This is a genomic window from Kribbella sp. CA-245084 (assembly GCF_050942355.1).
Lineage (GTDB): Bacteria > Actinomycetota > Actinomycetes > Propionibacteriales > Kribbellaceae > Kribbella.
Genome location: NZ_CP192053.1, coordinates 741,530 through 767,515, shown reverse-complemented (window position 1 = coordinate 767,515; position 25,986 = coordinate 741,530). Strand labels below are relative to the sequence as shown.

Sequence of the window (25,986 nt, the reverse complement as noted above, 5' to 3'; positions counted from 1 at the left end):
CCTCTCACGTCAAGTTTGTGGATGCCCAGCTGGTGATGTCCTCGTGCCGGATAGCCGCAGCCATCAGGTCCGGGAACAGGTCCGGTGTGCAGGCAAACGTCGGTACGCCGAGATCCGCCAGCGCCGCAGCGTTCTCGGCGTCGTACGACGGGGTGCCCGAGTCCGCCAGCGCCAGCAGAGCGATCACCTGTACGCCGGACTCCACCAAGGAACGCGCCCGCCGCAGCATCTCTTCCCGTACGCCGCCCTCGTACAGGTCGGAGATCAGCACCAGCACCGTCTCGGCCGGCTTCGTCACGAGTTCTTCGCAGTACGCCAGCGCGCGGTTGATATCCGTCCCGCCGCCCAACTGCGTCCCGAACAGTACGTCGACCGGGTCGTCGAGCTGATCCGTCAGATCAACCACAGCGGTGTCGAAGACGACCAGCGACGTCCGCAGCGTCCGGATCGAGCCGAGCACGGCACCGAACAGCGACGCGTAGACCACCGACTCCGCCATCGACCCCGATTGGTCGATCGCCAGCACGATGTCCCGCTGCACGCTGTGGTTCCGTCGCGCGTAGCCGACCAACCGGTCCGGCACGATCGTCCCGAGCGTCGGCGAGAAGTGCTTGAGGTTGATCTGGATCGTCCGGTCCCAGTCGATGTCCGAGTGCCGCGGCCTCGCCGTCCGTCCGGCCCGGTCGAGCGCACCCGTGACCGCTGCCCGCGTCCGCTCCGCCAGTCGAGCCTCGAGTTCGGCGACGACCCGGCCGACCACGTCCCGCGCGGTCTGCTTGGTCTCCTCAGGCATCACCTCGTTGAGCGCAAGCAGCGTGCTGACCAGGTGTACGTCGGGCTCGACCGCGCCGAGCAGCTCCGGCTCCATCAGCATCCGCGTGATGCCGAGCCGCTCGACCGCGTCCCGCTGCATGACCTGTACGACGGTGCTCGGGAAGTACTGCCGGATATCGCCCAACCACCGCGCGACGCGCGGCGCCGAGGAGCCCAACCCGGACGACCGCTGGCTCCCGGCCTCGCCCTCCGCGGCGTCGTACAGCGCGGCCAGCGCGGCGTCGACGGAGCGGTCCTCGGACGACAGCGTCGTACCCGTCTCTTCCTCGGCCTCGCCACCCAGCACGAGCCGCCAGCGCCGCATCCGCTCGTCGTTCATGACACCCCCAGCAGCTGAGCAACGACCGGCAACGCTGTCGCGGCCAACTCGGCGTCGAGATCGTTGTCGTCAGCAACAACGAGAGAAGCCGGGTCCGCGAGCACGCGCGCCCGCGCCCCGATCGAGCGTCGCTCCGGCGCCGCGAAGGTCCCGAAGGTACGCCGCAACAACGGCAGCACCTCGACGAACGCATCGTCCGGGATCGCGCCCAGCCACTCGTCCACCAGCGCGAGCAGCCGCTCGTCGTGCACGAGCAACAACCCGCCACCGGCAAGGAATCCCTCGACGTACCCGGCCGCCTCCGCAGTAGCCGTACCTGGCGACAACGCCCGCCCCAAGCGCAGTGCGACCTCGTGATCCGGCAGCCGTGACGTGTCCAGCATCAACCGCGTCAACCGCCCTCGGATCAGCGGCGGCACCGACGCGCGATCGCTCAGCCCTTCCAACGTGTTCAGCCACTCGACGCGCACGTCCTCGGCGAGCAGCACGGTCGCGTCCTGCACCCCGTCGATCAGTTCCTGTACGGCGGTCGCCGCATCCGGATCCAGACCGTGGACCGTCCGCCCGAGCCCCGCACACACCCGCGACACCATCCGCCCCGCGACCGACGCGAGACCGGCGGTATCGGTCCCGCGTACGTCGCCGTACCGGGAGGCTCGCGCGAGAGCGGGGAGCGCGGCCATCAGGTGACCGACATCCGCATCGGCGGCCGCACGAGTGTCGATCCCTTGCAGCAAAGGCGGAAGTGCGTCCGCGAGATCGGCGAGAAGCGACCTCTCCAGCGCGGCCGTGACGTCGGCCAACGTCGGCGAGTCGGCGGCCTTCAGCATCACGGTGGTCGCGGCGCCGAGGACCGTCGTACCGTGGGCGCCTGCGGCAACCAACTCGACCTCGAGTCCCGGATCCCAGGCCAGCCGCCACATCTCGCGGAAGGTGCCCTGTGCGCGCCGTTCGTCGACGGCCGGGACACCCCAGTGCACACCGATAATCCTCAACCTGTGCAGGAGTCTGGACTTCTCCAGGTCGTTCGACTTCCGCAGATCGAGTTCGATCACGCGCTCGGTCGCGTCCCGCTTCATCCGCAACCGCCGCGCGTGCGCCGCCAGGTCGGCCGCGACCGGCGCCTGCGGCGTCTCGCCCGGCACGGACCCGAGTAGCTCGCCGACAACAGCTTCCCTCGTCACGAGATCCAGCAGTACGTCGTTTCCGCCGCAAAGCACCGCCCGTGTTGCCTCGGTCACCTCGCTCAGGCCGGCGAGCGGGCGTTCCCTCAACGCGGCAAGGGTGTCCGCGAGTCGCACCGCTTCGATCACGTGGGCGCTGGAGATGGGTAGATCCTCGTCCCGCAGTACCTGGGCGACCTTCGACAGCCAGCGTGTGGTGATCTGATCGGGCGCTGTGAACAGGTGGTGGTACCAACCGGGTGAAGTGATGCCGGCGCCGTACCCGCTCGTTGCCGCCAGCCTACCGTGCGTCCACGGCACCCACGTGCAGGCGATCTTCCTCTTCGGCAGGCCCTTCAGGATCCGCTGATCATGTGTTGCTGGAGGCAACGGAAGCTCCAAAGCAGGCACATGCCAGGCGCCGCAGACCACCGCGATCCGTTCGAAGCCCTCGCGGATCGCCTTGCGGAGAACGGTCCGCATGTAGGCCTCGCGCTGCGCTTCGCGGCCCTTCGCCTCCGAGTCGCGACGCAGTTCACGCATCGCGTCGGCGATGACGGTGAACGGCTCGGCACCATCACGCCGCGACTCGATCACGTCGTCCCACCAACGCTCGGGATCGTCGTACCCGCCCGCTTCGGCCAACGTCGCGAGCGGATCCATCGACACAGACCGCCCGCCTGACGAGGCGAACTGTTGCGCCGCAGGCAGGTCGCAGAACCGCACCGGCACTCCGGCCGCCAGCCCGTATTTGATCGCCTGCCACTCAGGACTGAACACCGCGAACGGCCAGAACGCGGCCCGCGTCGAGTCGTCGACGGCGTACGCCAGCAGAGCAACCGGCGGCTCCATCTCCTCCGAGGCCGCCAGCTCGACGATCTTGTCGGCCTCCGGCGGCCCCTCGATCAGCACCACGTCAGGCCGGAGCTCGGCCAGCGCGGTCGCCACCGCGCGCGCCGATCCCGGCCCGTGGTGCCGGATCCCGAGTAGGTGAACGGTCATCCGGAGATCTCTCGGCAGGCCCGGTAGAACGGCGCCCAGTCGTCGCGCTCGCGCACCACGGTCTCGAGGTACTCCGACCACACGACCCGGTCCGCGGCCGGGTCCTTCACGACCGCACCAAGGATGCCGCCGGCAACATCCGTCGGCCGCAGTACGCCGTCGCCGAAATGGGCGGCGAGCGCGAGACCGCCGGTGACGACGCTGATCGCCTCGGCCGTCGACAGGGTGGCCGACGGCGACTTGACCGCCGTACGACCGTCCTCCGTGCGACCGGACCGCAGCTCGCGGAAGATCGTCACCACGCGGCGGATCTCGTCGAGCGCGTCGTCCGGCTGCGGCAACTCAAGCGCCGAACCGAGCTGCGCGACCCGGCGCGAGACGATCTCGACCTCGTCGTCCGCGGATTCGGGCAGCGGAAGTACGACGGTATTGAAGCGCCTGCGCAGCGCCGACGACAGCTCGTTGACGCCCTTGTCGCGATCGTTGGCGGTGGCAATGACGTTGAATCCCTTACGGGCTTGGACTTCCGTCGCCAGCTCGGAGATCGGCAGCGCCTTCTCGGACAGGATCGTGATCAGCGCGTCCTGTACGTCGGACGGCATGCGCGTGAGCTCTTCGATCCGGGCGATCTTCGCGTCGGCCATCGCGCGCTGCACCGGACTCGGCACGAGCGCCGCCTCACTGGGGCCCTGGGCAATCAACTGGGCGTAGTTCCACCCGTACCGGATCGCTTCCTCGGCAGTGCCCGCCGTACCCTGCACGAGCAGCGTCGAATCCCCGCTGATCGCGGCGGCGAGATGCTCACTCACCCAGGTCTTCGCCGTTCCCGGTACGCCGAGCAGCAGCAGGGCTCGATCCGTCGCGAGGGTCGCGACCGCAACCTCGACCAGCCGGCGCGGACCGACGTACTTCGGTGAGATCTCGGTGTCGCCCGCCGTGCCGCCGAGCAGGTACGTGACGACAGCCGACGGCGACAGCTGCCAGGCAGGCGGACGCGGTTTGTCGTCGGCGGCCTTGAGCGCTCGCAGCTCGTCGGCGTACTCGACTTCCGCGTGCGGGCGAAGGACTTCGGTCGTCATGAGAGCTCCTCGTACATTTCGCGGCGGAAGGTCAAGGTCTCCACCAGGCGGCGGCGCCAGGTGTCTTCCTCGCCGGTGGATTCCCGGGTGATCGGATGGTTGAGTACGTCGGGCGGTACGGCGCGGGCCGCGATGCTGGCGAGCCGAGCCCAGGCGCGGTTGGAGCCGACCTTGGCGAGCTGGTCGAGGATCATGCTCGCAAGCGACTCCGGCCAGGGGACCGGAAGCCCGCCGACAAGCTCGGTGACGTCGACCGTCTTCCGCAGTACGTCGACCGCGCGGGCCCACTCGTCGGCGGGTAGCAAGCGGAGCAGCTCCGCCGGACTGCGGTCACCGGTCGAGGCTTCCGACTGCAGGAGGGCACGCGCCCACTCGGCGGAACCTTCACGGATGGCGGCCTCGGTCCAGCCGGCTTGGAGAATGTCGGGCGCGGAACCTTCGACAGGGGTCTGCAACCACGCGAGGTCCATCGCCGACATCGGTGTGTTGGCAACGATCTGCAGGAACCACCAGGCGCGTTTGCCGACACCTTCCGGGTTCTGCGAGTCGATGCCGTCGCGTTCCATCGACTGCGACAGCCGCTTCGGCAGGTCGACCGCGAGGACGCCCTGGCTCGGGATCAGGTGCGAGTGCAGACGCTCGGTCATACGTTCGCCGTACTTCGAGCCGGCTATGCGCGCGAGCAGGCGCGCGGCGCCCCGGCGTACCTCACGCGAACGGTCGTCGAGGGCGGACTCCAGGAAGTCCTCGTCCTGCAAGGACAAACCGTCGGTGAGCAGGCCGAGGAAGTCGGCTCGGGTGGCTGCGGATTCGGTCGGCCAGACCTCCGTGAGCGCCTCGCGAGCTGCCTGCGGGTCCTGCTGACGAAGCGTGCGTAGCCAGGTGCGCCGCTGGACGGCGTTTCCGTGCGTCCAGTACTCCGGGTCGTTGCTCTCAGCAACTGCGGCGTGGAGGTAGCGCCACTCGGGGTTCAGATCCGCCAGCCAGCGTGCACGCCGGCCGGCGGCTGCAATCACGAGCGGACGGTACTCGGCGCGGTGGCGGGCGTAGTCCGCGAGAGCCGGCAGGTGTTCCGGCGGCACACCCCAGCCACGGGCGTCGGCTGCACGCAACCACTCACCGAGCGCGGAGGTCTGGAACCCGCCGAGCATCGCGGCGAGGCGACGGATCGCCGCCGGACGTGGCAGCGGCCTGTCCTCGCCCGGCGCGGCTGGGATCGGCTCGAGTTCGCGGAGCGGCTTACGGCCGGCGCGTTTGTAGACAGTCGCGAGCGCGGCCGCGTCGAGGAGGCCGCCGTCGCCGAGGCGTTCCTGGATGTGTTCCGGGAGCTCCTCGAAGTGCGCGGGCCGGCGATCGGTGCCGAGGAGCGCCGAGCTGACGAGACCGTCCCAACCCTTCACAGGATCACCGGCCGATCGCCGTGCCAGCAGGTCATCGGGCGCAGGCCTGCGCGGTTCCATTCGCCGGCGACCGTGATGGGATCGCCTGCCGACACCGCGAGGAGCTTCCACGCATCCCATCCCGGCAGCAGCTCGAGCGCATCTCCGCCCGCATCGACCAGCGCCCATCCGTCACCGTGGCGGGCCGGTCGTACGTCCTGGAGGACCAACGGCCAGCGTTCGTTCCACGGGTCAGCTGCGAGCGATTCGACGTACGACGTGAGCGCTTGATGGGCTGTGAAACCGCTCGGACGTGGCGCGGGCTGGCGGGGATCGGTCTGCGTGAGGAGGGCGCGCATCGGGAGGGCGCCCGGGTAGAACGAGAGCGTGCCGGGGACGTACTCACCTGGGCGCGCGGGGAGCGGGTCCAGTGGGCGGCCGGCGGCGGCGAACGTGAGGATCAGGCCGAGCCGGCCAGTTGTTGCCCCGCGCAACCAGACGCGGCGGACGGTGAGGCGGTCGTCGGGCTCGATCACGCGACCGAGCACCAGCCAGTCGTCGTGGACCTTCTCGCCCTCAGCGAGGACGCGGGCGGTCTCGGTCGACCAACCGATCCTGCTCTGAACGGTGTCGGCCAGCGTCGGCGGGAGGTCGGCGAGGCGGTCGTGGGCGGAGACGATCAGGTGGACGAGGGACAGCTCCTCAAGCAGCTCGCCGGGCCATCCGTGCCCGCGTCCGACGACGCCCGCTGCACGTCGTACCGCTCCTGCGACGCCTGGCGCTTGAGCGTCGACCATGCGCGCGGCGAGGCGGCTGAGCTCGGTGTACGCACGCTGGTCGAACCCGCCGAGGCCGACGCGGACCTGGTCGTCCAACCAGCCTTTCAGCTCGGCCATGCCGCTCGACACCCGATCGGCACGACGTACGGCGCGCTGCTGGGCTGCGATCGGGTCGGCGACCTCGCCAGGCTTCCGCTCCGGCTGGTCGGCCCGGGCGGCACGCTGGTCCACCCAGGTCTTCACCCAATCGGGCTCATCACCCGGCCGCACCTCACCCGCGGCGTTGAGCAGCATCAGTCCCAGTGCGTGCTTGCAGGGGAACTTCCGGCTCGGGCACGAGCACTTGTACGCCGATCCGCTCAGGTCGACGGCGGTTTGGTACGGCTGCTTGCCGCTCCCCTGGCACAGCCCCCACACCGCGCGGTCGGACGCACCGGCCTCCGACCACTTCTCAGCCCGGGCCAACCCCTGCCCAGCCTTCGCGGACGCAGCATCAGGCGCCAGCCCCAACACCTGCTCCACGTCCCACAACCCCACACCCACTCCCTCACCACGGCCTTACCCGAAGCATGCCACCCACCCCCGACATCCCACTCCCGGGCCGCCCCCGCCGAGTCGTGGCGAAAGGCGGCCGGCGGGTTCGCCGAGTCGTGGATAGAGGCTGGGTGGTTTCAAGGGGTGGTGGCAACACCGCGTGTGGGATAGGGGTTTGAGAGTAGTTGGTTGAGGGCTTCGGCGGGGGTTTGCCAGTTGAGGGTTTTGCGGGGGCGGCCGTTGAGTTGGACGGCGACGTCGGTGAGGTGTTCGGGTGTGTGGGTGGACAGGTTGGTGGCTTTGGGGAAGTACTGGCGTAGTAGTCCGTTGGTGTTCTCGTTGGAGCCGCGTTGCCAGGGGCTGTGGGGGTCGCAGAAGTAGATCGGCAGGTCGGCTGCGAGGCTGAGTTCGCGGTGGCGGGCCATCTCGCTGCCCTGGTCCCAGGTGAGTGAGCGCCACAGGTGCCGGGGGAGGGTGGCGATCGCGTCGAGCATGGCGGCCTGGACCTGGTCGGCGGTGTGTTCGGTGGGTAGGTGCAGCAGCATGACGTAACGGGTGGTGCGCTCCACCAGGGTGCCGATCGCGGACTTGTTGGCGGCGCCGGTGATCAGGTCGCCTTCCCAGTGCCCCGGCACTGCCCGGTCGGCGGCCTCGGCCGGCCGCTCGGAGATCATCACCATGCCGGGGATCCGGCCGCGGCGTTCGTCCGGGCGCCGCTGCGGGATCCGCAGCGCGCGGCCGGTGCGCAGGCAGCGGGTCAGCTCGCGGCGCAGCCCACCACGGCCCTGCACGTACAGGGCTTGGTAGATCGTCTCGTGCGACACCCACATCTCCGGTGCATCGGGAAAGTCCTGGCGCAGCCGCCGGGCGATCTGCTCCGGGCTCCACCGCAGCCGCAAACCGGCCTGCACCCGCCACCGCAACCGCTGCTGCACCGCCAGTCTGGCAGGCTTCGGCCGCCGCGCGGCCTTGTCCGCCCTCGACTGCGCCAAGCTCGCGCGATACAACGGCACCGCGCAACCGTCTCGGTCCGGCCGGGAACGGTACAGCCGGGTCGCGCTGTAACGCCGGATCTCGCGGCTTACCGTCGACGCCGACCGGCCCAGCCGCCGAGCGATCTCCCGAACACTGCACCGCTCGGCCAGCCCAACCGCGATCTCCTCCCGCTCGGCCAGACTCAGATACCGCCCCGACACACCGCTCAGATCAACCATCGGCATGCCGCCACCCTGACGCACCCACCTGCGCGCGACCGTCGCCGCCACCCCCACCACCCGCGCCGCATCCTCATAACCCAACCCCGACCGCACCCGCAACCAAAACAACCGCTGCAACTCCCGCGCCACCGACGGCCTACCAGCCTCAGCCATCACAACACCTCCAAGAAACCCAGGTGTTGCAACCACCCCATGAACCCAAGCTGCTGAAACGAGCCGAAACTCACGACTCGGCGGACAGCCCAGCCGCCGATCGCCACGACTCGGCGAGGAGAGTTAGCCAAAGGGTTGGCGGTCTGGGGTGGCGGTGGCGTCCGGGTAGCCGTTGCCGGTGGCGTGCGGCAGGTACGGCGACGAGCCGTCGGACGGGAACGGAGACGGCGGGCTCGACGCTGGCGGGGGTGGGGTTGTGGAGAGGGTGTCGCGGACTGTGCCCAGCAGGCGTTCTTCCACCAACTGGAGTTCGGCGATCCGCGCCCGGATCTCTTCTTCTTCAGACTTGGCTTCGGAGAGGAGTTGGTCGGCCTCGGCTCGCGCGGTGGCTCGGAGGTGGTCGGCTGTGCGTTGGCTGGCGCTGAGGACGCTCAGTTCGTAGCGGCGGAGCTCGTCGACGAGCTCGCCCTGGGGCCGCTGGGAGTCGAGGATCGCGGCGGCGGGTTGCGGGATGGCGCCGGGGAGCGTGTCCTCGAGGTCGGCGATCTGCTGGTCGACGCGGGTGAACAGGTCCTTCACGTCGGTACGCATCTGCCGGATCACCGTCGCGGCCGCCTGCACGCGCTCGTTGGCTTCGCGCTCACGTTCGCGGGCCGTCCGCTCGGCCGACGTGATCACGTCGAGCGCCACCACAGCCGCACGCTCGGCCGGGTCATCCGAAGCCGCGGTCGCTCCGGGCACGCCCGAAGCCGAGCCCGCGCCAGACAGGTCCGACGACGCCGTACCGTCCGGGCCCATCGCGACAGTTTGCCGCAGCGGCACCTCGCGGATGAAGAGCACCGCCAGCAGGCTCACCACGGCAGCGCCGGCCGCGATCACGAAGATCCGCCCGGTCGCGTCGCCGTACGCCTGCCGCACGATCTCCGCAACCGGCGCCGGCAGCGAGTTCACGTCCAGCACACTCCCCGACCCACCCTGCGCAGCAGCAGCCGCAGCCGGACCGAGCGCGCGAATGTGCTCCATGATCGAATCCGTCACCCGCGCCGCCAACACTGCGCCGAGGACCGACACCCCGACCGCACCGCCGAGGCTGCGGAAGAACGTGACCGACGCACTAGCCGCCCCGACCTCGCTGACGTCCACGGTGTTCTGTACGGCGAGCACCAGGTTCTGCATCATCATGCCCATCCCGATGCCCATCGAGAGCATCCCGAGCCCGATGTACCAGTACGGCGACGTGTGGTCGATCGTCCCGAGTACGCCGAGCCCCGCGGTCAGGAACAACCCGCCGAGCACCAGGTACCGCTTCCACTTCCCGAAGCGCGTGATCAGCTGCCCGGACCCGACCGACCCGAGGAACGACCCGAACATCATCGGGATCGTCAGCAACCCGGCCTCGGTCGCGCTGTACCCGCGCGCCACCTGGAAGTACTGCCCCAGGAACACCGCGCTGCCGAACATCGCGATCCCCACCGAGAGGCTCGCGAGGATCGCCAACGCCGTCGTCCGCTCCCGCACGACCTTGACCGGTACGAGCGGCTCACGCGCATGCACCTCGACCACCACGGCCAGCAGCGCGAGCACCGCCGTACCGCCGAGGTAGGCGCCGGTCTGCCAGGACCACCACGGGAAGTGCTCGCCTGCGAACGACACCCAGATCAGCGGCAGGCTGGCGGCGCCCGCGATCAGCAGCGCGCCGAGGTAGTCCATCTTGACCTTGCGCTTCACCACCGGCAGGTGCAGGAACCGCTGCAGAACGATCAGCGACAGTACGGCGAGCGGCACGCACACGTAGAAGCACCAGCGCCAGCCCAGCCACGAGGTGTCCACGATCACGCCGCCGACGAGCGGTCCGGACACGGTCGCGAGCGCCATCACGGCACCCATGTAGCCCGAGTACCGACCGCGGTTCCGCGGCGGGATCGCCGCACCGATGATCGCCTGCGCGAGCGCCATCAAACCGCCCATCGCGAGCCCCTGCAGGACCCGCGCGCCGATCAGGAACGGCACGTTCTGCGAGGCGCCGGCCAGCACCGAGCCGGTGACGAACATGATGATCGCGAGCTGCACCAGCAGCTTCTTGCTGATCAGGTCCGACAGCTTGCCCCACACCGGCGTCGACACGGTCATCGCGAGCAGGCTGGCGGTGACGACCCAGGTGTACTGCGTCTGCGAGCCTTCGAGGTCCGCGATGATCGTCGGCAGCGCGTTGCTGACGATCGTCGAGCTCAGGACCGCGGTGAACAGCGCCGCGAGCAGTCCGGCGAGGATCTCCAGGATCTCCCGGTGCGACAGTTCAGCGGCAGCCATCGGTGGCGTCGGTGGTGGCGGTGGCACCGGTGTTGTGTCCGGCTCGCCCTCGGCGTACCTCGAGCGATAGCGGGTCTGAGTGGTGGCAGACATGGTTTCCGTTCGTACGGCGGGATCGCGACGACCGGGGCAGCGCTATGCACTGTCCCGAGGCGGAAACGGCTGACTTGTCCTCACACAGCCCGATATTTTGGTTGCAACTACCAACAATATCCCCGCTGTGTCAGCAACCGATCACCGGGAGGCAGCAATCGTTCGCCGAAAGATCGCGGCGAATTATGAGACGAGCCCTCCTCGGAACAGGCTTTCCGCCGTACGATCCCGTGTTTGTTGAGTAATCAACACCCCTCGGCGGAGCTGTCAGGGCCCGCCGGGGGGTTCATCGCCGAACGCCTCGACGAGGACGTGAGCGCACTCCGTCTGCCCCGGCCCCATCACCAGGTTGCCCGGTGCCGTTGAGGGCGGATTGAGCAGACCCATCCAGAGCGCACCCTCCGCAGATTCGCAGGCCGTCCCGTAGACGACGGTCCAGGCCGGCGACCCCGTCGACATCTCGACGACCGCCGACTCGAAGTCCTCGATCGGCCGACCGACCAACGGCTCGAAGCCGGCCTCACGGCACGCGGCCACCAGGTGGTCGCGCAGCCAGGTGTCGTCGGCAGGCAGCCGGAGCGGGAGCCCGGCAAGGTCGACCAGCTTGACGCCGTCGTCCGACCGGTACGCCGTCGGGACCAGAACGGACAACGGATCGCGCCAGAGCTCGATGACCTGCAGATCGGCGGCCGCGACATCGCCGCGCACGAAGGCGATGTCCAACTCCCCCGACCGCAGCGCAGTCAGGTACTCCGCCGTCGAGCCGGAGCTGAGCTGGATCTCGAGGTCGGGCGTGTTCGCACGGAGGGCGGTCAGGCCGCGTTCCAGCCGGTCCCGCAAGCCCGGTGCGGTGCCGATGCGGAGTACGCCGGAACGCCCGGAGGCGAGCTCCGCGGCGACCTCGGCGGCTCGATCCGCGGCCGACAGGACGGCGCGGGCCTCGCGCAGCATGCGTTCGCCGTCGCCGGTCAGCCGCACGTGCCGGGACGATCGGTCGAGGAGCCGCAGGCCGAGCTCGCGTTCGAGCCGGGCGACCTGTTGGCTGACCGCGGGCTGGACGATGTTCAGTCGCTCGGCGGCCCGGCCGAAGTGCAGCTCCTCGGCGACGGTGACGAAGTACCGCAACTGCCGCAGCTCCATCAGCGATCACGACTCCTTATCGCTGTACAGCCTAACTGCGTCTGGGTCGGCGGCCTCGAGTCTCGTTGACTGGTGGACATGAGGATCGGACTGTGGATCGACGAAGAGGGCAAGACCATCGACGAGATCGGCGCCGCCGCGAAGGCCGCCGAGGACAACGGCATCGACCGGGTCTGGTTCAGCCAGCGACTCGGCTGGGACGCGCTGACGCTGATCGCCGGCGTCGCGTCGTACACCTCGACCATCGGGTACGCCGTGGGCGTCGTCCCCGTGTACCCGCGCCACCCGCTCGCCCTCGCGGCGCAGGCGCTCAGCGTGCAGGCGCTGACCGGCAACCGGCTGACGCTCGGCGTCGGCGCGAGCCACCCGCACATGGTGGAAGGAATGTTCGGGCTCTCGATGGACCGCCCCGCGGCGTACGTCCGCGAGTACATCGAGGCGCTCGGACCGCTGCTCGCCGGTGAGCCGACCGACTATGCGGGCGAGCGGCTGACCGCCCGCGGCCAGCTCACGATCGCCGGCGCCCAGGCGCCCGAACTCATCCTGGCCGCGCTCGGCCCGCGGATGCTCAAGACCGCCGGCGAACTCACCGCCGGTACGACGACCAGCTGGGCCGGCCCCGAGGTCATCGAGAGCTTCATCCGCCCGACGATCGACGCAGCCGCGACCGCCGCCGGCCGACCGCAACCCCAGGTCATCGCGGGCGTCTGCGTCGCGGTCACGGACGATCCGGATGCGACGCGGAACTGGATCGGGTCCCACTACGGCGCGGCCGGCGACATGCCGTCGTACCGCGCGGTGCTGGATCGCGGCGGCAAGGCCGGGCCGGAGGAGACCGCGGTCCTGGGCGACGAGGAGACGGTGGCCAAGGAGCTGCAGCGCTACGCGGACGCCGGTACGACGGAATTCCTGGTCTGCCCGGTCGGCACGGACGCGGAGGTGGAGCGCACGGTCAGGTTCGCGTTGGACTATGCATAGATGGTGTCAAAGGTCCCAAGCTCGCTCCGACGTACCTGTATGGAACTCCAAGAGATAGTGCAGAAGCGGATCGACGAACTTGTCGAGACGGAACTCGGGCTGCAGGTAGCCGTCTACCGGCACGGTGAGCTGCTGGTGGACGCTGTCGCCGGCGACGGCGTGACGTCGGAGTCCTTGTACTACGCGGCCTCGACCGGGAAGGGCGCGTCCGCGACGGTCGCGAATGTGCTGGTCGATCGCGGGGTCCTCGATTACGACCAGCCGATCGTGGAGATCTGGCCCGAGTTCGGGGCGCGTGGGAAGGACAAGGCGACGCTTCGGCACGTGCTGACGCACTCGGTCGGCCTGCCGGCGCTGCCGCCGGACGCGACCCACGAGTCGTTCCCCACGATCCCGGCGTACCTCGCCGACGCGGAGCCGTGGTGGGAGCCCGGCACGAAGATGACGTACCACGCGGAGACGTTCGGCCTCCTGGTCGGTGAGATCGTCCGTCGCGCGACCGGCCGGTCGATCTCCGACGTACTGCGAGAGCTGATTACCCCGCTGGGTATCGAGAACGACGTGTTCTTCGCGCTCCCGTCCGACCAGCGGGACCGACTGATCCCACTGGTTGAACCCGAGGGCGCCGAGGAGACGTTCACGATGCTGGCCGGGATGTTCAGCAAGGTCATGCCGCCGTCGATGCAGCCGCGGGCCGCGGGGCTCAACCGGCCCGAGCAGTTGGCGATCGAGGACCCGTCGAGCGCGATCCTGACCGCCCGCGGCATAGCCAGGTTGTACGCCGGGCTGATCGGCGAGGTGGACGGCGTACGGCTGGTCCGGCCCGAGGCCGTGCCTGTGATCACCGGCCCGGCGCTGGTCGCGCAGGACGAGTTGCTCGGCAATACGGCAACGATGGCGCTCGGCTATGCGATCGGCCGGCTGGGATCCACAGCGGAGGAGAGCCCGGCGACCTTCGGGTGGCCGGGCATGGGCGGGAGTATCGCCTGGGCCGACACGCGCTCAGGCGTTGCGTTCGCGCTGACCAGGACGCTGTTCGACCCGACGGGTTCCGCGTCCGCGGTCGAGATCGGCAACCTGGTTGCGAAAGCTCTTTGCTGAAAACCCTTAGTGGTAAGGGCTTTCAGCTTTCAGGACTCGCGGACCGAGCGCTGGTCGACCCAGACGAGATGGCCGTGGTGGCTGACGAGAACCTCGTCGGCCCCGGCCGTCCCGGTCCGTCGACCGAGCTCCTGGCCTGCGATCCAGCGTCCGGCGATGAGGATCTGGACGGCGATCGGCCGCGCCGGTGAGGGGGCTACGGGCATGGCACCTGCTTCTGGACAGGGGCGGATGTGATGGGAAGGTTGTGGGGGCTGGTTTCCCAACCAGACGCAAGCCTACAACCGGTTCACGACCGATCGTTAGTTGTAATTCAAAATCCTCAGGAGCCTGATGCCGAAGCCGATTTTCGTCGTTCAGCTGCACGATGCGAGGCGGCTGCACTACGACGTACGGCTCGAGGTGGACGGGGTGCTGAAGTCGTGGGCGGTGCCGCGCGGGCCGTCGCTGGACCCGATCGTGAAGCGGCTCGCGGTGTTCACCACGGACCACGATCTCGAGTACGCGTCGTACGAGGGCGTGCACCGCGATGCGCAGTACGGCAGTGGCGCCGTGATCGTCTGGGATGCCGGCGTCTACACGAATCTGACCCGCGACGACCGGCACCAGCTCCTCGATCCCGCGGAGGCGATCGAACGCGGACACTTGAAGGTGCAACTGCACGGCGTGAAGCTCAACGGCGCCTGGGCCTTCACCCGGACCGGCGGGGATTGGCTGCTGGTGAAGGTGAAGGACGCGGATGCCGATCCGGGGCTGGACCTGACGGTGGCCGAGCCCCGTTCGGTGCTGAGCGGGCTGACCATCGAGGAGATGGCCGCCTCGTGATCACCAGCTGTCGAGGTGGAGAACTTCGTCGAGCGGCTGGCGCGCGGCCGGCTTGAAGTCGGTCCCGATCGTGTACGCCGTCGGGATCAGCACCGTCTGACGGATGTCCTGCGGAAGACCGAGCAGCTCCGACACCTCTTGCTCGTAGCTGAGGTGCAGGGTGGTCCACGCCGTACCGAGAGCACGGGCGCGGGCGGCGAGCATGTAGCTCCAGGCTGACGGCAGGATCGAGCCCCACAGGCCGGCCTGGTTTCCGGCAGGCAGCGAGTGGACCTTGAGGCAGGGGATCACCAGCACCGGGACCTGGCCCATCCGCTCGCCCAGGTAGGCCACGCTGTCGCCGACACGGCGCTGGACCGGACCACGCTCGGGGTCGTCGGCGTGCAGCTTGCCCGCCGCGCCCGGGCCGGCCAGGTAGTCCTCGACCGACCGGCGGTAGTACTCACCGATGGCCGCACGCTTCTCGGCGTCGGTGATCACCAGCCAGTGCCACGTCTGCCGGTTGCTCCCCGACGGCGCCTGCAGAGCGATCTCGATGCACTCCCGGATCAGCTCCATCGGCACGGGTCGCTCGAGGTCGAGGCGCTTGCGGACGGTGCGGGTGGTCGTCAGCAGCTCGTCAGGATTCAGATCCAGTGAATAGGCCACCTGGAGATGCTCTCACTCGAAGGGAGTCGGGTCTCCGGCACCGACCCGGACGAGTTCCGGGACGTCCTCGGAGAAGTCGACGACGGTGGTCGGCTCGGTGCCGGCCTCGCCCTCGATGACGGCGTCGATCTGGTTGTCGAGCTCTTCCTTGATCTCCCAGCCCTGCGTCATCGGCTCCTCCTGGCCCGGGAGGAGCAGGGTGCTGGAGACGAGCGGCTCGCCGAGCTCCGCGACCAGTGCCTGGGTGACCACGTGGTCCGGGATGCGTACGCCGACGGTCTTCTTCTTCGGGTGCAGCAGGCGGCGCGGGACCTCCTTGGTGGCCGGGAGGATGAAGGTGTAGCTGCCAGGCGTTGCCGCCTTGATCGAGCGGAAGACGGCGTTGCTGATGTGCACGAACTGCCCGAGCTGGGCGAAGTTCTCGCAGACCAGCGTGAAGTGGTGCCGGTCGTCCAGCTGCCGGATGGTCCGGATCCGGTCGATCCCGTCCCGGTTCCCCAGCTGGCAGCCGAGCGCGTAGCAGGAGTCGGTCGGGTATGCGATCAGCCCGTCCTCGCGGAGGAGGTCCACCACCTGCCCGATCGACCGCCGCTGAGGGTTCTCGGGATGGATGTCGAAATACCTGGCCATGACCGGCGAGCTTAGCCCTACTTGGCCAGGCCGATCGGGGTCGCGGTCACCACGAGGTTGTCCTCGTAGCCGCCCTGCGAGGCGTCGTACGCACCTGTGCAGGTGATGAGGACCAGCCGATGATCGACGGTCTGGTCGAACGCGCCGCTCTTGGTCGCAAGCGCATCCTTCCGTACCGACTTGATCGACACGACTCGGTACGACGCGGTATGGCCGGAGCCGTTCAGTACGACGATCTCACCGATCCGCACGCCCTTGAGGCGAATGAAGAAGCCGAGTCCCTGGTCCTTCGAGTCGACGTGGCCCGCGAGCACCACCGAGCCGAACGGATCACCGGCCTCGGCGCCGCCGTCCCACCAGCCGACCCATTGCGGCTTGGACGGCACCTGGAGTTGCCCGCTGACGGTAGTTGCCGGAAGCACCGGTGCGTCCTTGCCGCCCGGCAGCACGACCTGTTGCGGGATGAAGCGCACGCGCTGACTCGGGGCGGGCGTGCCGACCCGTCCCGGCGGTGCTGACATCGGCTCCGTCGGGGAGGGCACGGCAGACGGTGTGCCCTCGAACGTGAAGCCGAACGTAGGCGTCGGTGTCGGCACCGCGCCGTCCGCCCCGGCGGCACAACCCGCCAGGGCGAGACAGCACAGCGCCGTACCGAGCAGTCCGCGTTTCAGCGGCGGACCACCTTCCGGGCAGTGACTACCGCGACACCCAGTGCGGCGAGGAACACCACGACCCACAGTCCGGACTGTCCGGCAGGGCTCTGCGCCTGGTCGAGCCCTGCCGCCTGTCCACCTGTTCCGGTGTTCACCACACCCGGTTTCGCCGACCCGGTGGCCGGTACCTTGATCGTGCCCAGGGCAACGGTCATCGTCTTCTGGCTCGGTGCGCCGATCGCGAAGACCCGGGTCAGGTAACCGGCCTTCACCGGCAGGTCCAACGGACCGAGAACAACCGGTGACGTTGCGCCGGTAGGAACGATGTCGACCTTGTAAGTACCCGCCGGAACGACTACGTCGAGTGATTCACCGTTCGCTACGTTACGGAATAGCACCTTTCCGTTGACCCGAATGTCAGCCGGCCCGACCGCCGCATCGTGCGCAACCCGCAATCCGGCTTTGTCCGCCGGCACCGCGGTCAGCTTGTTCGCGTACGACGTGATCAGCGGCTGACCCGTCGGCGACACCGGTTGGTGGATGACGACGTCCAGACTGGCCCCGGATCCGGCCGAGACCTCACGCTGGATGACCACCTTCCCGCCTTGCTTGGCAGTGATCATCCGCTTGCCGGAGGCAACCCCGAAGGGCCCGACCAGCTTCCCACCCGCGACTGCGGTGGCGACCTGATGACCGTCGACACTGATGTCCAGACTGCGCCCCGGCAGCCCCTGGACGAAGTACAGGTTGGCCCCCGCGGCAGCCTGCGCCGGCACCGTCAGGACCGCCGGCGCTGCCGCCACCGTTACGGCGAGCAGCAGCGACAACACCCTGCGAATTACCGGACCGCGAATTCTCGAAATACTCAGGGATACCGCCCGGAATTGCCCGGACACGCTCCGTTCCTGCATTTCCTTCCCCCTCCGCCGTTCTCCAGAAAATAGCGTAAGCATTTCCCTACCCCCCGAATTCGGGCGTATCCTAAGCGCTAGTCCGACCTGTCCGGAAGGGGCCGCGCTGGTCTCGATTATGGTCAGGTCCGTTATGGGGAGACGGTGACTCGTGTCAGGACCTGGCTCGCGGCTGCTTCACGGGTTCCTCCCCGAGCGGACATCGGGGGTGGAGGAGACCGGACGGACGGGAGTTCGAATCCTGGCGGCGGTCGCGCTGGTGCTGGGGTACAGCGCGACCGTCGCTTGTTCCAACATCGCCGCGATCCCGGTCGCGCCGAGCCCCGGGCTGAACAGTTCGCGCCCGTCGGGTAGTGCTCCGACGGCCAGGGCGACCACGCCCGGTCCGGGCGAGACGGTGCCCGGCATCCAGCTGATCGCCGTACCGCACCGGGACGGCTCGTTCGACATGACCGAGAACGTGATGTTGCCTGCGGCCACCGACATCCTGCCGCTGCAGTTGCCGTCGTCCGGCGACCACCTGCCCGGAATGATGGCCCGGACAACGCCCCGGGTCACCAACCTGAAGGTGGTCGCCGACGACCAGACGGTGCCGATCGAGAACACCACGGTCACCGCCGCGGATGACCTGCCGCTGACCGTCTCCGCCACCAGGATCAAGCTGACGTACACGCTGTCCGGATCCGCGGTGCTCGCCTCCCCGTCGACGTCGACGCGAGCCGGCGCAGCCATCCGGCCGCTCACCTCCTCCGCCGGCGGGACCCTGCCGACCGACGTCACCGTGACCAGCGGTCTGCTCAACGCGATCTGCCCGCTGCTGACCGAGACCCGCTGCGCGGTCGGCGATCCGCCCATCCTCGGGATCCAGTCCGGCATCCCGGCAAGCAAGGCCCTCGTCGTCCTCCAACTGGATCTGCCACGCTGACTACATGACGGATGAGCGGATCGCTCTGGGCACAGCCCGGGGCCGGTGGGTGCTGGCGGCGACGGCGCTCGGGTCGGGGATGGCGTTCCTGGACGGAACCGTCGTGAACGTCGCCCTGCCGGCGATGGGTGAGGACCTGAACGCGGACGTCGCGGGCCTGCAGTGGATCGTCAACGGCTACATGCTGATGCTGGCCTCGCTGGTGCTGCTCAGCGGTTCGATCGGTGACCGGCTCGGGCGACGGCGGACGTTCGTCGTCGGCGTGATCTGGTTCGCCGTCGCCTCGGTGGTCTGCGCGATCGCGCCGACTCTCGAGGTGATGATCGCCGGCCGGGTCCTGCAGGGCATCGGCGGTGCGCTGCTGACACCAGGCAGCCTGGCGATCCTGCAGACCTCGTTCCAGCACTCCGACCGCGGCAAGGCCGTCGGCACCTGGTCCGGCCTCACCTCGGTCGCGGCCGCCGTCGGGCCGTTCGTCGGCGGGACCCTGGTCGACAGCGGTTACTGGCAGCTGATCTTCCTGCTCAACGTTCCGATCGCGTTGGTGACCGTCCTCGTCACGCTCCGGCATGTGCCCGAGAGCCGCGACGAGAGCGCCGGCGGCAAGCTCGACCTGAACGGCGCAATCCTCGCCACCGTCGGCCTGGCCGGCCTCACGTACGGCCTGATCAGTGCCGGCGACCACGGTTTCGGCGATCCGGTGGTCGTGGCCAGCCTGGTGATCGGCGTACTCGCCTTCGCAGGGTTCATCGAGGTGGAGCGACGGAGCTCGCATCCGATGCTGCCGCTGAGCATCTTCGCCAACCGGCGCTTCACCGGCGCGAACCTGGTCACCGTCGTCGTGTACGGCGGTCTCGGCACCGCGACCTTCCTCCTCGTCGTGTACCTGCAGACCGCACTCGGCTACTCCGCCCTGTGGGCCGGTGCGTCGTTGTTGCCGATGACCCTGCTGATGTTCTTCCTGTCCGGGTACGCCGGCGGTCTGTCGGACCGGATCGGCGCCCGCATCCCGATGACGGTCGGACCGGTGCTGATGGCCATCGGGTTCTTGCTGATGCTGCGGATCGACGACGAGTCGAGCTACGTCAGTGCCGTACTGCCGGCCGTCGTAGTGCTCGGGCTCGGTCTGGTCTCGACCGTCGCACCGCTGACCGCCACCGTCATGTCATCGGTCGCGGACCATCACGCGGGCATCGCCTCCGGCGTGAACAACGCGGTCGCCCGGTCCGCACAGCTGATGGCGGTCGCCGCGATCCCGGTGGCGGCCGGCATCACCGGCGACGCGTACCGCGATCCCGTTGCCTTCCACAACGGATTCGGCAAGGCGCTGTGGATCTCCGCAGTACTCGCGGCGGCCGGCGGCTTGATCGCCTGGGTCACCTTGGGCGATCGCCCCGGCAAGGCCGTCCGCGAAGTGCAGCCCACGGAGATCCACCACCGGCACTGCGCGCTCGAGGCGCCACCTCTGGCCGACGCGCACACCGATGCCCCACCGCGCGGCTGATTTGTCGACTTTTATTTATCGCAGCGCGAGGTAGTGCTTGCGGCTGACCTGGTCGAGGCGTTCGATCGCGTAGCGGAGCATCGTGCGCGGCATACGGGTCGCGTACTCGTCGAGGAAGTCGCGGAGCTCGGCCTCGGAGACGCGTTTGCCGGCCTCGCGCAGCATCCAGCCGGACGCCTTGTGGATCAGGTCTTCCCGGTCGTCGAGGACCTCGGCGGCCAGCTTGAAGGTGTCGTCGATCTGGCCCTGGCCGATGAGGAACTGCGTGGCGACGAGCGCGATCCGGCGTTCCCACAAACTGCTCGAGTGGATCAGCGTGTAGAGCTCGTCCCGGGGCTTGTCGAGCAAGTATCCGCCGACGACCTGCGGAGCACTGCAGTCGACGAGATCCCAGTTGTTGATGTACGCCGTACTGCGCAGGTAGAGGTCGTGGATCGCGCTGAGCTCGTCCGGGTTCGCCGTACGCGGCTTGAGGGCGCGGGCGGCGCGATCGGCCAGCAGGCAAAGGATTGTCAGGCGGTGCTCGTGAATCGGACTGGTCAGGGCGTGTTCCAGCTCAGGCAGCGGCAGGCCGGCCTGCAGGTACGGCTTGAGGATGCCGCGAATCGTCGACAGCTTCACACCGACCATCTGGTCACCGTGACCGTAGCCGCCCGGCTGAAGCTGGAAGTACCGCGCAAGCACCTCCGCCACCCCCGGATCAGCGGCGGCGTCCACTGCCTCGAGCAAATCCTTGGTAATCAGACCAGCATCCCTCCGGTCGCCCATGCTGCCTTGTCTATCACCGTCGTGGGTCTGACGTTTGCTTTACTCTGAAGCGCTTCCGGACGTGAGGTCACGCTCCGGGGTCGATCACCTGGACACCCGTTGTGACGCTTGTGCGTTGGGGCATACGGTGAGACCACAGGTAATTTCATATCCGCCAGGACCCGCGTTCGTGGCGCTACTCCGGGGGAGATACCCGCGTGACAAGCCACCCAGACCCGCGGGACGGCGAGATGATCCGGACCACCTTCGACGCAGTGACCGTGGAGCTGGAACCCGGAGTACTGCTCGTGAGGATGTCCGGTGAGATCGACATCGCCACCACCGAGTTCGCCGCCGAGTCGATCCACGCCGCGGTCGCACCGCCGGCCCGGCTCGTGTTGATCGAGCTGTCGGCCGTCACGTTCTGCAGCTCGGCCGGCCTCGGCAACCTGGTCGAGGCGCGCAACCTGGCCGGCGAGCACAACATCACCCTGGCTCTGGTCGGCGTCGGCAGACCGGTCGACCGTCCGCTCAGCGTGACCGGTCTCGGCGGCCAGTTCCGCATCTACAGCACCGTCGAAGAGGCACTCTCCGAACTCTGAAGTCAGCTGTGGTCGGCGGATACGGTAGCTTTCGGTGTCTCCGACAAAGGAAAGTCATGGGTGAGCTAGCCAAGATCGTGGTCGTGGTGCCGACCTACAACGAGCGGGAGAACCTGCCCGTGCTGGCCGGACTCCTGTCCGACCTGAACCTGCCCGGCCTGGAGCTTCTCGTTGTCGACGACAACTCGCCCGACGGTACGGGCGACGTCGCCGACGAGCTGGCGAAGAAGTCGCCGCAGGCGGTCGGCGTACTGCACCGGACCGTCAAGGACGGCCTCGGCCGCGCGTACGTCGCCGGGATCACCCGTGCGCTCGACGAGGGCGCCGACATCGTCATCCAGATGGACGCGGACCTGTCCCACCCCGCGTCGGTGGTCCCGACCATGGTCGAGATGCTGCGGACCACGGACGCCGCTGTGGTGATCGGTTCGCGGTACGTCCCGGGCGGCTCCGCGGCCGCCGAATGGGGCTGGCACCGGCGGGCGCTGTCCGCCTGGGCGAACTTCTACGTGAACGCGATCCTGCGGCTGCACGTGAAGGACGCCACGGCCGGCTTCAAGGCGTGGAAGGCCGACACCCTGCGCTGGATCGACGTCGCGTCGATCGCGAGCAACGGGTACTCGTTCCAGGTCGAGATGAACTACCGGACGGTCAAGCGTGGCCTGAAGATCGCCGAGACGCCGATCCGCTTCGAGGAGCGCACCGAGGGCGTCTCGAAGATGTCGCTGAAGGTCCAGCTCGAGTCGGCGCTGATGCCGTGGAAGCTGCTCTTGAACCGTCGCTAGATCGACCGGGCGACGGAGGCGAGCATCCGGGTGCCGTCGCGGTAGACGGCAGACCGGGTGTCTTTGCGTGCCTCGACACAGACGATGACAGTCACGGTATGGATCGACTCGACGCCGGTCATCGCGGTACAGCGACCGACAAGGGAGACGCTGACGCCGTTCGTCCGGATGCGGCCCGAGAACGACAGTTCCGCCTGGGCGCCGATGTTCGAGTTCGCCGGACGAAGCGTCTTGGCGGGCTCCTTCTGTACGCCGGTCATACGCGAGCCTGTGATGAGACCCTTCGCAACGCTCGACGCCGCCTCGGCCGCTGAATAGCCGACCGGGTCGACCACCACAAAGAGCACGCCGCCCTTGCTCGGATCGGCGAGCAGCACGCCGGTCTTGTACTTCTGCTTGCGGGTCCACCCGCTGAGCGGTTTCACGTACACGTCGTCGTACACGAGGATGCCCTCGTCGACGTCCTTCAGCGTCCGGCGGCGCTCGGGCGTCGCGGAGGGGGTGGGGGTCGGTTCAGGGGTGTACGACGGCACTGACGATGTAGGCGACGGGGTCTCGCTCGACGTCACACCGTCGGAGTAGCTGACTGTCGGCATCGGACCGCCGACGGCGGCGTCGTCGTCGTTTCCACGGCTCGTCAAGAACACGACAGTGCCGCCGACCAGCGCGATCACCACAGCGATGGCACCGGCCAGCACCCATGGGGTTCGCCGCTTCGGCGGCTGGCTGTACGGCTGCTGCGGCGGAGCGCCGTACTGCGGAGGTTGTGCGCCGTATTGCGGAGGTGGTCCGCCGTACTGCGGAGGTTGTGCGCCGTATTGCGGAGGTTGGCCGCCGTACTGCGGAGGGCGGGCGGTGTATTGCGGGAGCCCGGGCGGCGGTGGTGGAGCGCCGTGCGGGTGGTTCTCCGGGGTCCAGGCAGGCGGCTGGGGATCGCTCATGGCGAAGCCTCACTCGATCGTTAAAATACTGGGCTGAACCGGTCCCCGATACCGGCCGCCTGAGGTTATCCGACCCGGGCCGGATCGGCCACGCTCAGCCGTAGCCCAGCTCGTGGAGGCGGGCGTCGTCGATGCCGAAGTGGTGCGCGATCTCGTGCACCACTGTGACGTTCACCTCGTCGAGAACCTCGCCGAAGGTTTCGCAGATCGCCAGCGTCGGGTTCCGGTAGATCGTGATCCGGTCCGGCAGCACGCCGCCGTACTCGTGCCCGCGCTCGGTCAGCGGGATGCCTTCGTAGATCCCGAGCAGCTCCGGATCGCCCGGCGGTGGATCGTCCTCGACGAACACCGCCACGTTCTCGATGTACGCCCCGAGCTCCTCGGGTATCTCGTCCAGCGCCTGCGAGACCAGCGCCTCGAAGTTCGCCCGGCTCATCTCCATCACGCGTCCAGCGTAGTGACCTACAGCCAGCCCTGCCGCGACGCTTGTACGCCGAGCTGGAACCGCGTCTGCGCTCCCAACGCCTCCTGCAACCGGCCGATCCGGCGCGCGATCGTCCGCTCGCTGACGCCGAACTCGCGCGCGATCGACTCGTCCGTCAGCCCCGCACTCAGGTAGGTCAGCAACCGCTTCGATTCCAGGCTCGGCGCGGCGTTCACGTCGTTCAGCTCGGTCCCGCCGGTGATCGGTACGGCGATCCGCCACAGCGCCTCGAAGATCCGGGCCAGTCCGCCCAGCAGCGGGGACTGGTGAACCACCATCGCGACGAACTCCGGCCCGCGCTCCACCTCCGCACGTGCCCCGACCAGCGCCCACCGATCGTCGACGATCGTGATGTTGAGCGGCACGTACGGGAACACCCGGGCCTGCTCGCCCGCGTCGATACACGCCTGGACCATGTGCAGCGCGTTGGCGTCCTGGAGCACGTGTGCGCCGTAGATGACCTCGTACCGGACACCACGCTCGAGCGCGTCGAACATGCCCTCGACGATCTTCAGCTCGCGCGCAGCGAGGTTGCCCGTCGTCATCGCCCGTACGTGATCCTGTGCGTCCTTCTGGACCGAGTTCAGCACGGCCTGCGAGGCGGCGTACGTCGGAAGGATCTCGAGGTAGTCCTGCTTGCCCGCAGCGGCCTTCCAGAGCTCGTTGAGCAGGTCGGCGCCGTCGCGGGCGAGTTCGGCCTGCCTGGTGTGACGCTCGGCGAGCGCGTCCATGGCCCTTCGCGGCGGATGGATCACGATCTCGCCGTCGGCCCGCTCGACCAGGCCGAGCGCGATCAGCTCGCCGATGACCGCCTCGTCCGCCACCAGCTTGTCGTGCAGGAGGTCGACGTACGCCGCTTCAGCCTCGGCCGACAAGCCCAACGCCCGCAGCGGTTCCATGCCCCTGTGTACCACCGGGCGACAGATTCCCGCCATGCCGGATTCTGACAGCGCCGAGCGCTCGCAGCCGACTCCGAGGGCTGCTGATACTGAGGCCCCCCGTCCATAGGAGTTTGTATGAGGAAGAGCATTGTCTGGTCGGCCGTAGCCGGACTGGGCCTGTCGCTCGGCCTGCTGACCGCGCCGGCCTCCGCGGCCGGCCTTGCAGGTGGTGGCGCCGGTGGCGTCGGTGGTGTCGCGGTTTCAGGACCGGTGTCGCCCGAGGCGCGACAGGTCATCGACCATCTGCCGGAGATGCGGGCCCAGGCCGACGCCGTCCGGGAGCGGCTCGGGCTGCCGGACAACCCCGTCCGCGACGCGTTGCTGAACGCGATCGACCCCACGCAGTACGAGTGCTCCTCGGCGACCCCGCCGGTGCTGAGCGCGATCCTGCCCGACGTGGCATCGATGACGATCGACCAGCTGACCGCCTTGCTGACCATCGTGATCTACGACGTCCCGCTGATGGATGCGCTCTACTTCCCGCAGCAGGGTCCGTTCACCTTCGGTGCGCGAGGTGAGTTCACTCACACGGTGAACAAGACGTTCAAGGACCTGAAGGGGTTCTGGGACATCCCGTCGCAGGACCTCGAACTGGTGCCGGCACACGGGCGGATCATGCTCGACGCCGAACGCGACTACCGGGTGTTCACCGTGCTGTACGGCGCGAACCCGGCGCAGTCGCGATTCTCCGCCGACCTGATCGCCCGCGAACTTCGCAGCCCCGTGCTCGGCTGGGGCGACCTGCCGATCTTCTCGTTCAACGCGTTCGCGGCGCCCGGCGGCGAGGACGTTCCGGGGTACGGGAAGTCGCACCGGCGGATCGCGTACGGCGACGGCGTACTGGACGGGTTCGCCAAGGTGGGCCTGTCCGATGTGGCGCCGTCAGCGATCCTGTCGCACGAGTTCGGTCACCAGGTGCAGTTCTCCGACGAGCTCATGCGGCCCGAGCTGCCGGCGCCCGAGGCCTCGCGATGGGCCGAACTGGAGGCGGACGCGTTCAGCGCCTACTTCCTCACCCACGCCCGCGGCGAGTCGATGAACTGGAAGCGGGTGCACGACTTCGGCCAGATGTTCTACCAGCTCGGCGACTGCGGCTTCACCAGCGCCGGTCACCACGGCACTCCGAACCAGCGGATGCGCTCGGCCTTGTGGGCCGCAGGTCTGGCCTCCTCGCTGCAGCCGCGGGGACACATCCTGCCGTCGCGGACGTTCAACGACCTCTTCACCGCGCAATACCCGCAGCTGATCGCCCCTGACGCGACCACCTGACGTCGTCGCGCGACAGCTGCGCGGGCCGGCCTCTCACCCG

Annotated in this window: 25 protein-coding genes; 8 read left to right on the top strand and 17 right to left on the bottom strand. The window is 68.6% G+C overall.

What is annotated here, in order from left to right; translation table 11 throughout:
- Positions 1-4: 4 nt before the first annotated feature.
- From ACQPYH_RS03860 to ACQPYH_RS03825, 8 genes are all read right to left on the bottom strand, one after another.
- Complete coding sequence (locus ACQPYH_RS03860; RefSeq protein ID WP_432886610.1) at positions 5-1,153, bottom strand: VWA domain-containing protein; 1,149 nt, start codon at positions 1,151-1,153, stop codon at positions 5-7.
- Positions 1,150-3,318 (bottom strand): DUF5682 family protein, encoded by a 2,169-nt coding sequence (locus ACQPYH_RS03855; protein WP_432886607.1) that lies wholly within the window; start codon positions 3,316-3,318, stop codon positions 1,150-1,152. The genes ACQPYH_RS03860 and ACQPYH_RS03855 overlap by 4 nt, the downstream gene beginning before the upstream one ends.
- A complete protein-coding gene (locus tag ACQPYH_RS03850) occupies positions 3,315-4,397 on the bottom strand; it encodes an ATP-binding protein (RefSeq protein ID WP_432886604.1) in 1,083 nt (360 codons plus the stop codon). The genes ACQPYH_RS03855 and ACQPYH_RS03850 overlap by 4 nt, the downstream gene beginning before the upstream one ends.
- Positions 4,394-5,797 (bottom strand): DUF5691 domain-containing protein, encoded by a 1,404-nt coding sequence (locus tag ACQPYH_RS03845; RefSeq protein ID WP_432886601.1) that lies wholly within the window; start codon positions 5,795-5,797, stop codon positions 4,394-4,396. Before ACQPYH_RS03845 ends, ACQPYH_RS03850 begins: the two co-directional genes overlap by 4 nt.
- Complete coding sequence (locus ACQPYH_RS03840) at positions 5,794-7,092, bottom strand: SWIM zinc finger family protein (RefSeq protein WP_432886598.1); 1,299 nt, start codon at positions 7,090-7,092, stop codon at positions 5,794-5,796. The genes ACQPYH_RS03845 and ACQPYH_RS03840 overlap by 4 nt, the downstream gene beginning before the upstream one ends.
- Before the next feature lie 134 nt (positions 7,093-7,226).
- Positions 7,227-8,459 (bottom strand): IS30 family transposase, encoded by a 1,233-nt coding sequence (locus ACQPYH_RS03835; RefSeq protein WP_432886595.1) that lies wholly within the window; start codon positions 8,457-8,459, stop codon positions 7,227-7,229.
- A 123-nt stretch (positions 8,460-8,582) separates the two neighbouring features.
- A complete protein-coding gene (locus ACQPYH_RS03830; protein WP_432886592.1) occupies positions 8,583-10,862 on the bottom strand; it encodes an MFS transporter in 2,280 nt (759 codons plus the stop codon).
- A gap of 267 nt (positions 10,863-11,129) precedes the next feature.
- Positions 11,130-12,002, bottom strand: a complete 873-nt coding sequence (locus tag ACQPYH_RS03825) for a LysR family transcriptional regulator (protein WP_432886590.1) — start codon at positions 12,000-12,002, stop codon at positions 11,130-11,132.
- A 78-nt stretch (positions 12,003-12,080) separates the two neighbouring features.
- Between ACQPYH_RS03825 and ACQPYH_RS03820 the strand changes: the two genes are divergently transcribed.
- On the top strand, positions 12,081-12,980 hold the full coding sequence (locus ACQPYH_RS03820; protein ID WP_432886587.1) for a TIGR03564 family F420-dependent LLM class oxidoreductase: 900 nt from the start codon (positions 12,081-12,083) through the stop codon (positions 12,978-12,980).
- A gap of 39 nt (positions 12,981-13,019) precedes the next feature.
- Complete coding sequence (locus ACQPYH_RS03815; RefSeq protein ID WP_432886584.1) at positions 13,020-14,081, top strand: serine hydrolase domain-containing protein; 1,062 nt, start codon at positions 13,020-13,022, stop codon at positions 14,079-14,081.
- Between the two features lie 29 nt (positions 14,082-14,110).
- Here the strand turns inward: ACQPYH_RS03815 and ACQPYH_RS03810 are convergent, their stop codons facing one another.
- Complete coding sequence (locus tag ACQPYH_RS03810) at positions 14,111-14,287, bottom strand: hypothetical protein (RefSeq protein WP_198681793.1); 177 nt, start codon at positions 14,285-14,287, stop codon at positions 14,111-14,113.
- 127 nt (positions 14,288-14,414) lie between these two features.
- On the opposite strand from ACQPYH_RS03810, the gene ACQPYH_RS03805 reads away from it, so the two are divergent.
- Positions 14,415-14,906, top strand: coding sequence for a DNA polymerase ligase N-terminal domain-containing protein (locus ACQPYH_RS03805; RefSeq protein WP_432886580.1), 492 nt, complete (start codon positions 14,415-14,417; stop codon positions 14,904-14,906).
- Here ACQPYH_RS03805 and ACQPYH_RS03800 read toward each other — a convergent pair whose 3' ends face one another.
- From ACQPYH_RS03800 to ACQPYH_RS03785, 4 genes are all read right to left on the bottom strand, one after another.
- Positions 14,907-15,554 (bottom strand): nitroreductase family protein, encoded by a 648-nt coding sequence (locus ACQPYH_RS03800; RefSeq protein ID WP_432886577.1) that lies wholly within the window; start codon positions 15,552-15,554, stop codon positions 14,907-14,909.
- Positions 15,555-15,566: 12 nt separating this feature from the next.
- On the bottom strand, positions 15,567-16,184 hold the full coding sequence (locus ACQPYH_RS03795; protein ID WP_432886574.1) for an L-threonylcarbamoyladenylate synthase: 618 nt from the start codon (positions 16,182-16,184) through the stop codon (positions 15,567-15,569).
- A 17-nt stretch (positions 16,185-16,201) separates the two neighbouring features.
- The gene (locus tag ACQPYH_RS03790) at positions 16,202-16,705 is read right to left on the bottom strand and encodes a class F sortase (protein WP_432886571.1); all 504 of its coding nucleotides are present in this window, start codon (positions 16,703-16,705) and stop codon (positions 16,202-16,204) included.
- A gap of 146 nt (positions 16,706-16,851) precedes the next feature.
- On the bottom strand, positions 16,852-17,667 hold the full coding sequence (locus tag ACQPYH_RS03785; protein WP_432886568.1) for a DUF4397 domain-containing protein: 816 nt from the start codon (positions 17,665-17,667) through the stop codon (positions 16,852-16,854).
- A 289-nt stretch (positions 17,668-17,956) separates the two neighbouring features.
- On the opposite strand from ACQPYH_RS03785, the gene ACQPYH_RS03780 reads away from it, so the two are divergent.
- Both ACQPYH_RS03780 and ACQPYH_RS03775 read left to right on the top strand, forming a co-directional pair.
- A complete protein-coding gene (locus ACQPYH_RS03780; RefSeq protein ID WP_432886565.1) occupies positions 17,957-18,673 on the top strand; it encodes a hypothetical protein in 717 nt (238 codons plus the stop codon).
- 4 nt (positions 18,674-18,677) lie between these two features.
- Positions 18,678-20,177, top strand: a complete 1,500-nt coding sequence (locus tag ACQPYH_RS03775) for an MFS transporter (protein ID WP_432886562.1) — start codon at positions 18,678-18,680, stop codon at positions 20,175-20,177.
- 15 nt (positions 20,178-20,192) lie between these two features.
- Here ACQPYH_RS03775 and ACQPYH_RS03770 read toward each other — a convergent pair whose 3' ends face one another.
- A complete protein-coding gene (locus ACQPYH_RS03770) occupies positions 20,193-20,945 on the bottom strand; it encodes a DNA alkylation repair protein (protein ID WP_432886559.1) in 753 nt (250 codons plus the stop codon).
- A 197-nt stretch (positions 20,946-21,142) separates the two neighbouring features.
- Between ACQPYH_RS03770 and ACQPYH_RS03765 the strand changes: the two genes are divergently transcribed.
- Positions 21,143-21,526 (top strand): STAS domain-containing protein, encoded by a 384-nt coding sequence (locus ACQPYH_RS03765; RefSeq protein WP_432886556.1) that lies wholly within the window; start codon positions 21,143-21,145, stop codon positions 21,524-21,526.
- Positions 21,527-21,582: 56 nt separating this feature from the next.
- Positions 21,583-22,311, top strand: a complete 729-nt coding sequence (locus ACQPYH_RS03760; RefSeq protein WP_432886553.1) for a polyprenol monophosphomannose synthase — start codon at positions 21,583-21,585, stop codon at positions 22,309-22,311.
- Here ACQPYH_RS03760 and ACQPYH_RS03755 read toward each other — a convergent pair.
- From ACQPYH_RS03755 to ACQPYH_RS03745, 3 genes are all read right to left on the bottom strand, one after another.
- Positions 22,308-23,252, bottom strand: a complete 945-nt coding sequence (locus tag ACQPYH_RS03755) for a hypothetical protein (protein ID WP_432886550.1) — start codon at positions 23,250-23,252, stop codon at positions 22,308-22,310. The two genes, ACQPYH_RS03760 and ACQPYH_RS03755, sit on opposite strands and share 4 nt — an antisense overlap.
- 94 nt (positions 23,253-23,346) lie before the next feature.
- Complete coding sequence (locus ACQPYH_RS03750; protein WP_432886547.1) at positions 23,347-23,697, bottom strand: metallopeptidase family protein; 351 nt, start codon at positions 23,695-23,697, stop codon at positions 23,347-23,349.
- A gap of 17 nt (positions 23,698-23,714) precedes the next feature.
- Positions 23,715-24,635 (bottom strand): hypothetical protein, encoded by a 921-nt coding sequence (locus tag ACQPYH_RS03745; RefSeq protein WP_432886544.1) that lies wholly within the window; start codon positions 24,633-24,635, stop codon positions 23,715-23,717.
- A 117-nt stretch (positions 24,636-24,752) separates the two neighbouring features.
- Between ACQPYH_RS03745 and ACQPYH_RS03740 the strand changes: the two genes are divergently transcribed.
- The gene (locus tag ACQPYH_RS03740; RefSeq protein ID WP_432886541.1) at positions 24,753-25,946 is read left to right on the top strand and encodes a hypothetical protein; all 1,194 of its coding nucleotides are present in this window, start codon (positions 24,753-24,755) and stop codon (positions 25,944-25,946) included.
- The last annotated feature ends 40 nt before the right edge of the window (positions 25,947-25,986 follow it).

Coding starts and splice junctions, on each gene's coding strand:
- ACQPYH_RS03830 (WP_432886592.1), bottom strand. CDS start 10,862: ATGTCTGCCACCACTCAGACCCGCTATCGCTCGAGGTACGCCGAGGGC.
- ACQPYH_RS03850 (WP_432886604.1), bottom strand. CDS start 4,397: ATGACGACCGAAGTCCTTCGCCCGCACGCGGAAGTCGAGTACGCCGAC.
- ACQPYH_RS03740 (WP_432886541.1), top strand. CDS start 24,753: ATGAGGAAGAGCATTGTCTGGTCGGCCGTAGCCGGACTGGGCCTGTCG.
- ACQPYH_RS03775 (WP_432886562.1), top strand. CDS start 18,678: ATGACGGATGAGCGGATCGCTCTGGGCACAGCCCGGGGCCGGTGGGTG.
- ACQPYH_RS03815 (WP_432886584.1), top strand. CDS start 13,020: ATGGAACTCCAAGAGATAGTGCAGAAGCGGATCGACGAACTTGTCGAG.
- ACQPYH_RS03855 (WP_432886607.1), bottom strand. CDS start 3,318: ATGACCGTTCACCTACTCGGGATCCGGCACCACGGGCCGGGATCGGCG.
- ACQPYH_RS03805 (WP_432886580.1), top strand. CDS start 14,415: ATGCCGAAGCCGATTTTCGTCGTTCAGCTGCACGATGCGAGGCGGCTG.
- ACQPYH_RS03835 (WP_432886595.1), bottom strand. CDS start 8,459: ATGGCTGAGGCTGGTAGGCCGTCGGTGGCGCGGGAGTTGCAGCGGTTG.
- ACQPYH_RS03860 (WP_432886610.1), bottom strand. CDS start 1,153: ATGAACGACGAGCGGATGCGGCGCTGGCGGCTCGTGCTGGGTGGCGAG.
- ACQPYH_RS03790 (WP_432886571.1), bottom strand. CDS start 16,705: ATGTCAGCACCGCCGGGACGGGTCGGCACGCCCGCCCCGAGTCAGCGC.
- ACQPYH_RS03760 (WP_432886553.1), top strand. CDS start 21,583: ATGGGTGAGCTAGCCAAGATCGTGGTCGTGGTGCCGACCTACAACGAG.
- ACQPYH_RS03810 (WP_198681793.1), bottom strand. CDS start 14,287: ATGCCCGTAGCCCCCTCACCGGCGCGGCCGATCGCCGTCCAGATCCTC.
- ACQPYH_RS03770 (WP_432886559.1), bottom strand. CDS start 20,945: ATGGGCGACCGGAGGGATGCTGGTCTGATTACCAAGGATTTGCTCGAG.
- ACQPYH_RS03825 (WP_432886590.1), bottom strand. CDS start 12,002: ATGGAGCTGCGGCAGTTGCGGTACTTCGTCACCGTCGCCGAGGAGCTG.
- ACQPYH_RS03745 (WP_432886544.1), bottom strand. CDS start 24,635: ATGGAACCGCTGCGGGCGTTGGGCTTGTCGGCCGAGGCTGAAGCGGCG.
- ACQPYH_RS03795 (WP_432886574.1), bottom strand. CDS start 16,184: ATGGCCAGGTATTTCGACATCCATCCCGAGAACCCTCAGCGGCGGTCG.
- ACQPYH_RS03820 (WP_432886587.1), top strand. CDS start 12,081: ATGAGGATCGGACTGTGGATCGACGAAGAGGGCAAGACCATCGACGAG.
- ACQPYH_RS03755 (WP_432886550.1), bottom strand. CDS start 23,252: ATGAGCGATCCCCAGCCGCCTGCCTGGACCCCGGAGAACCACCCGCAC.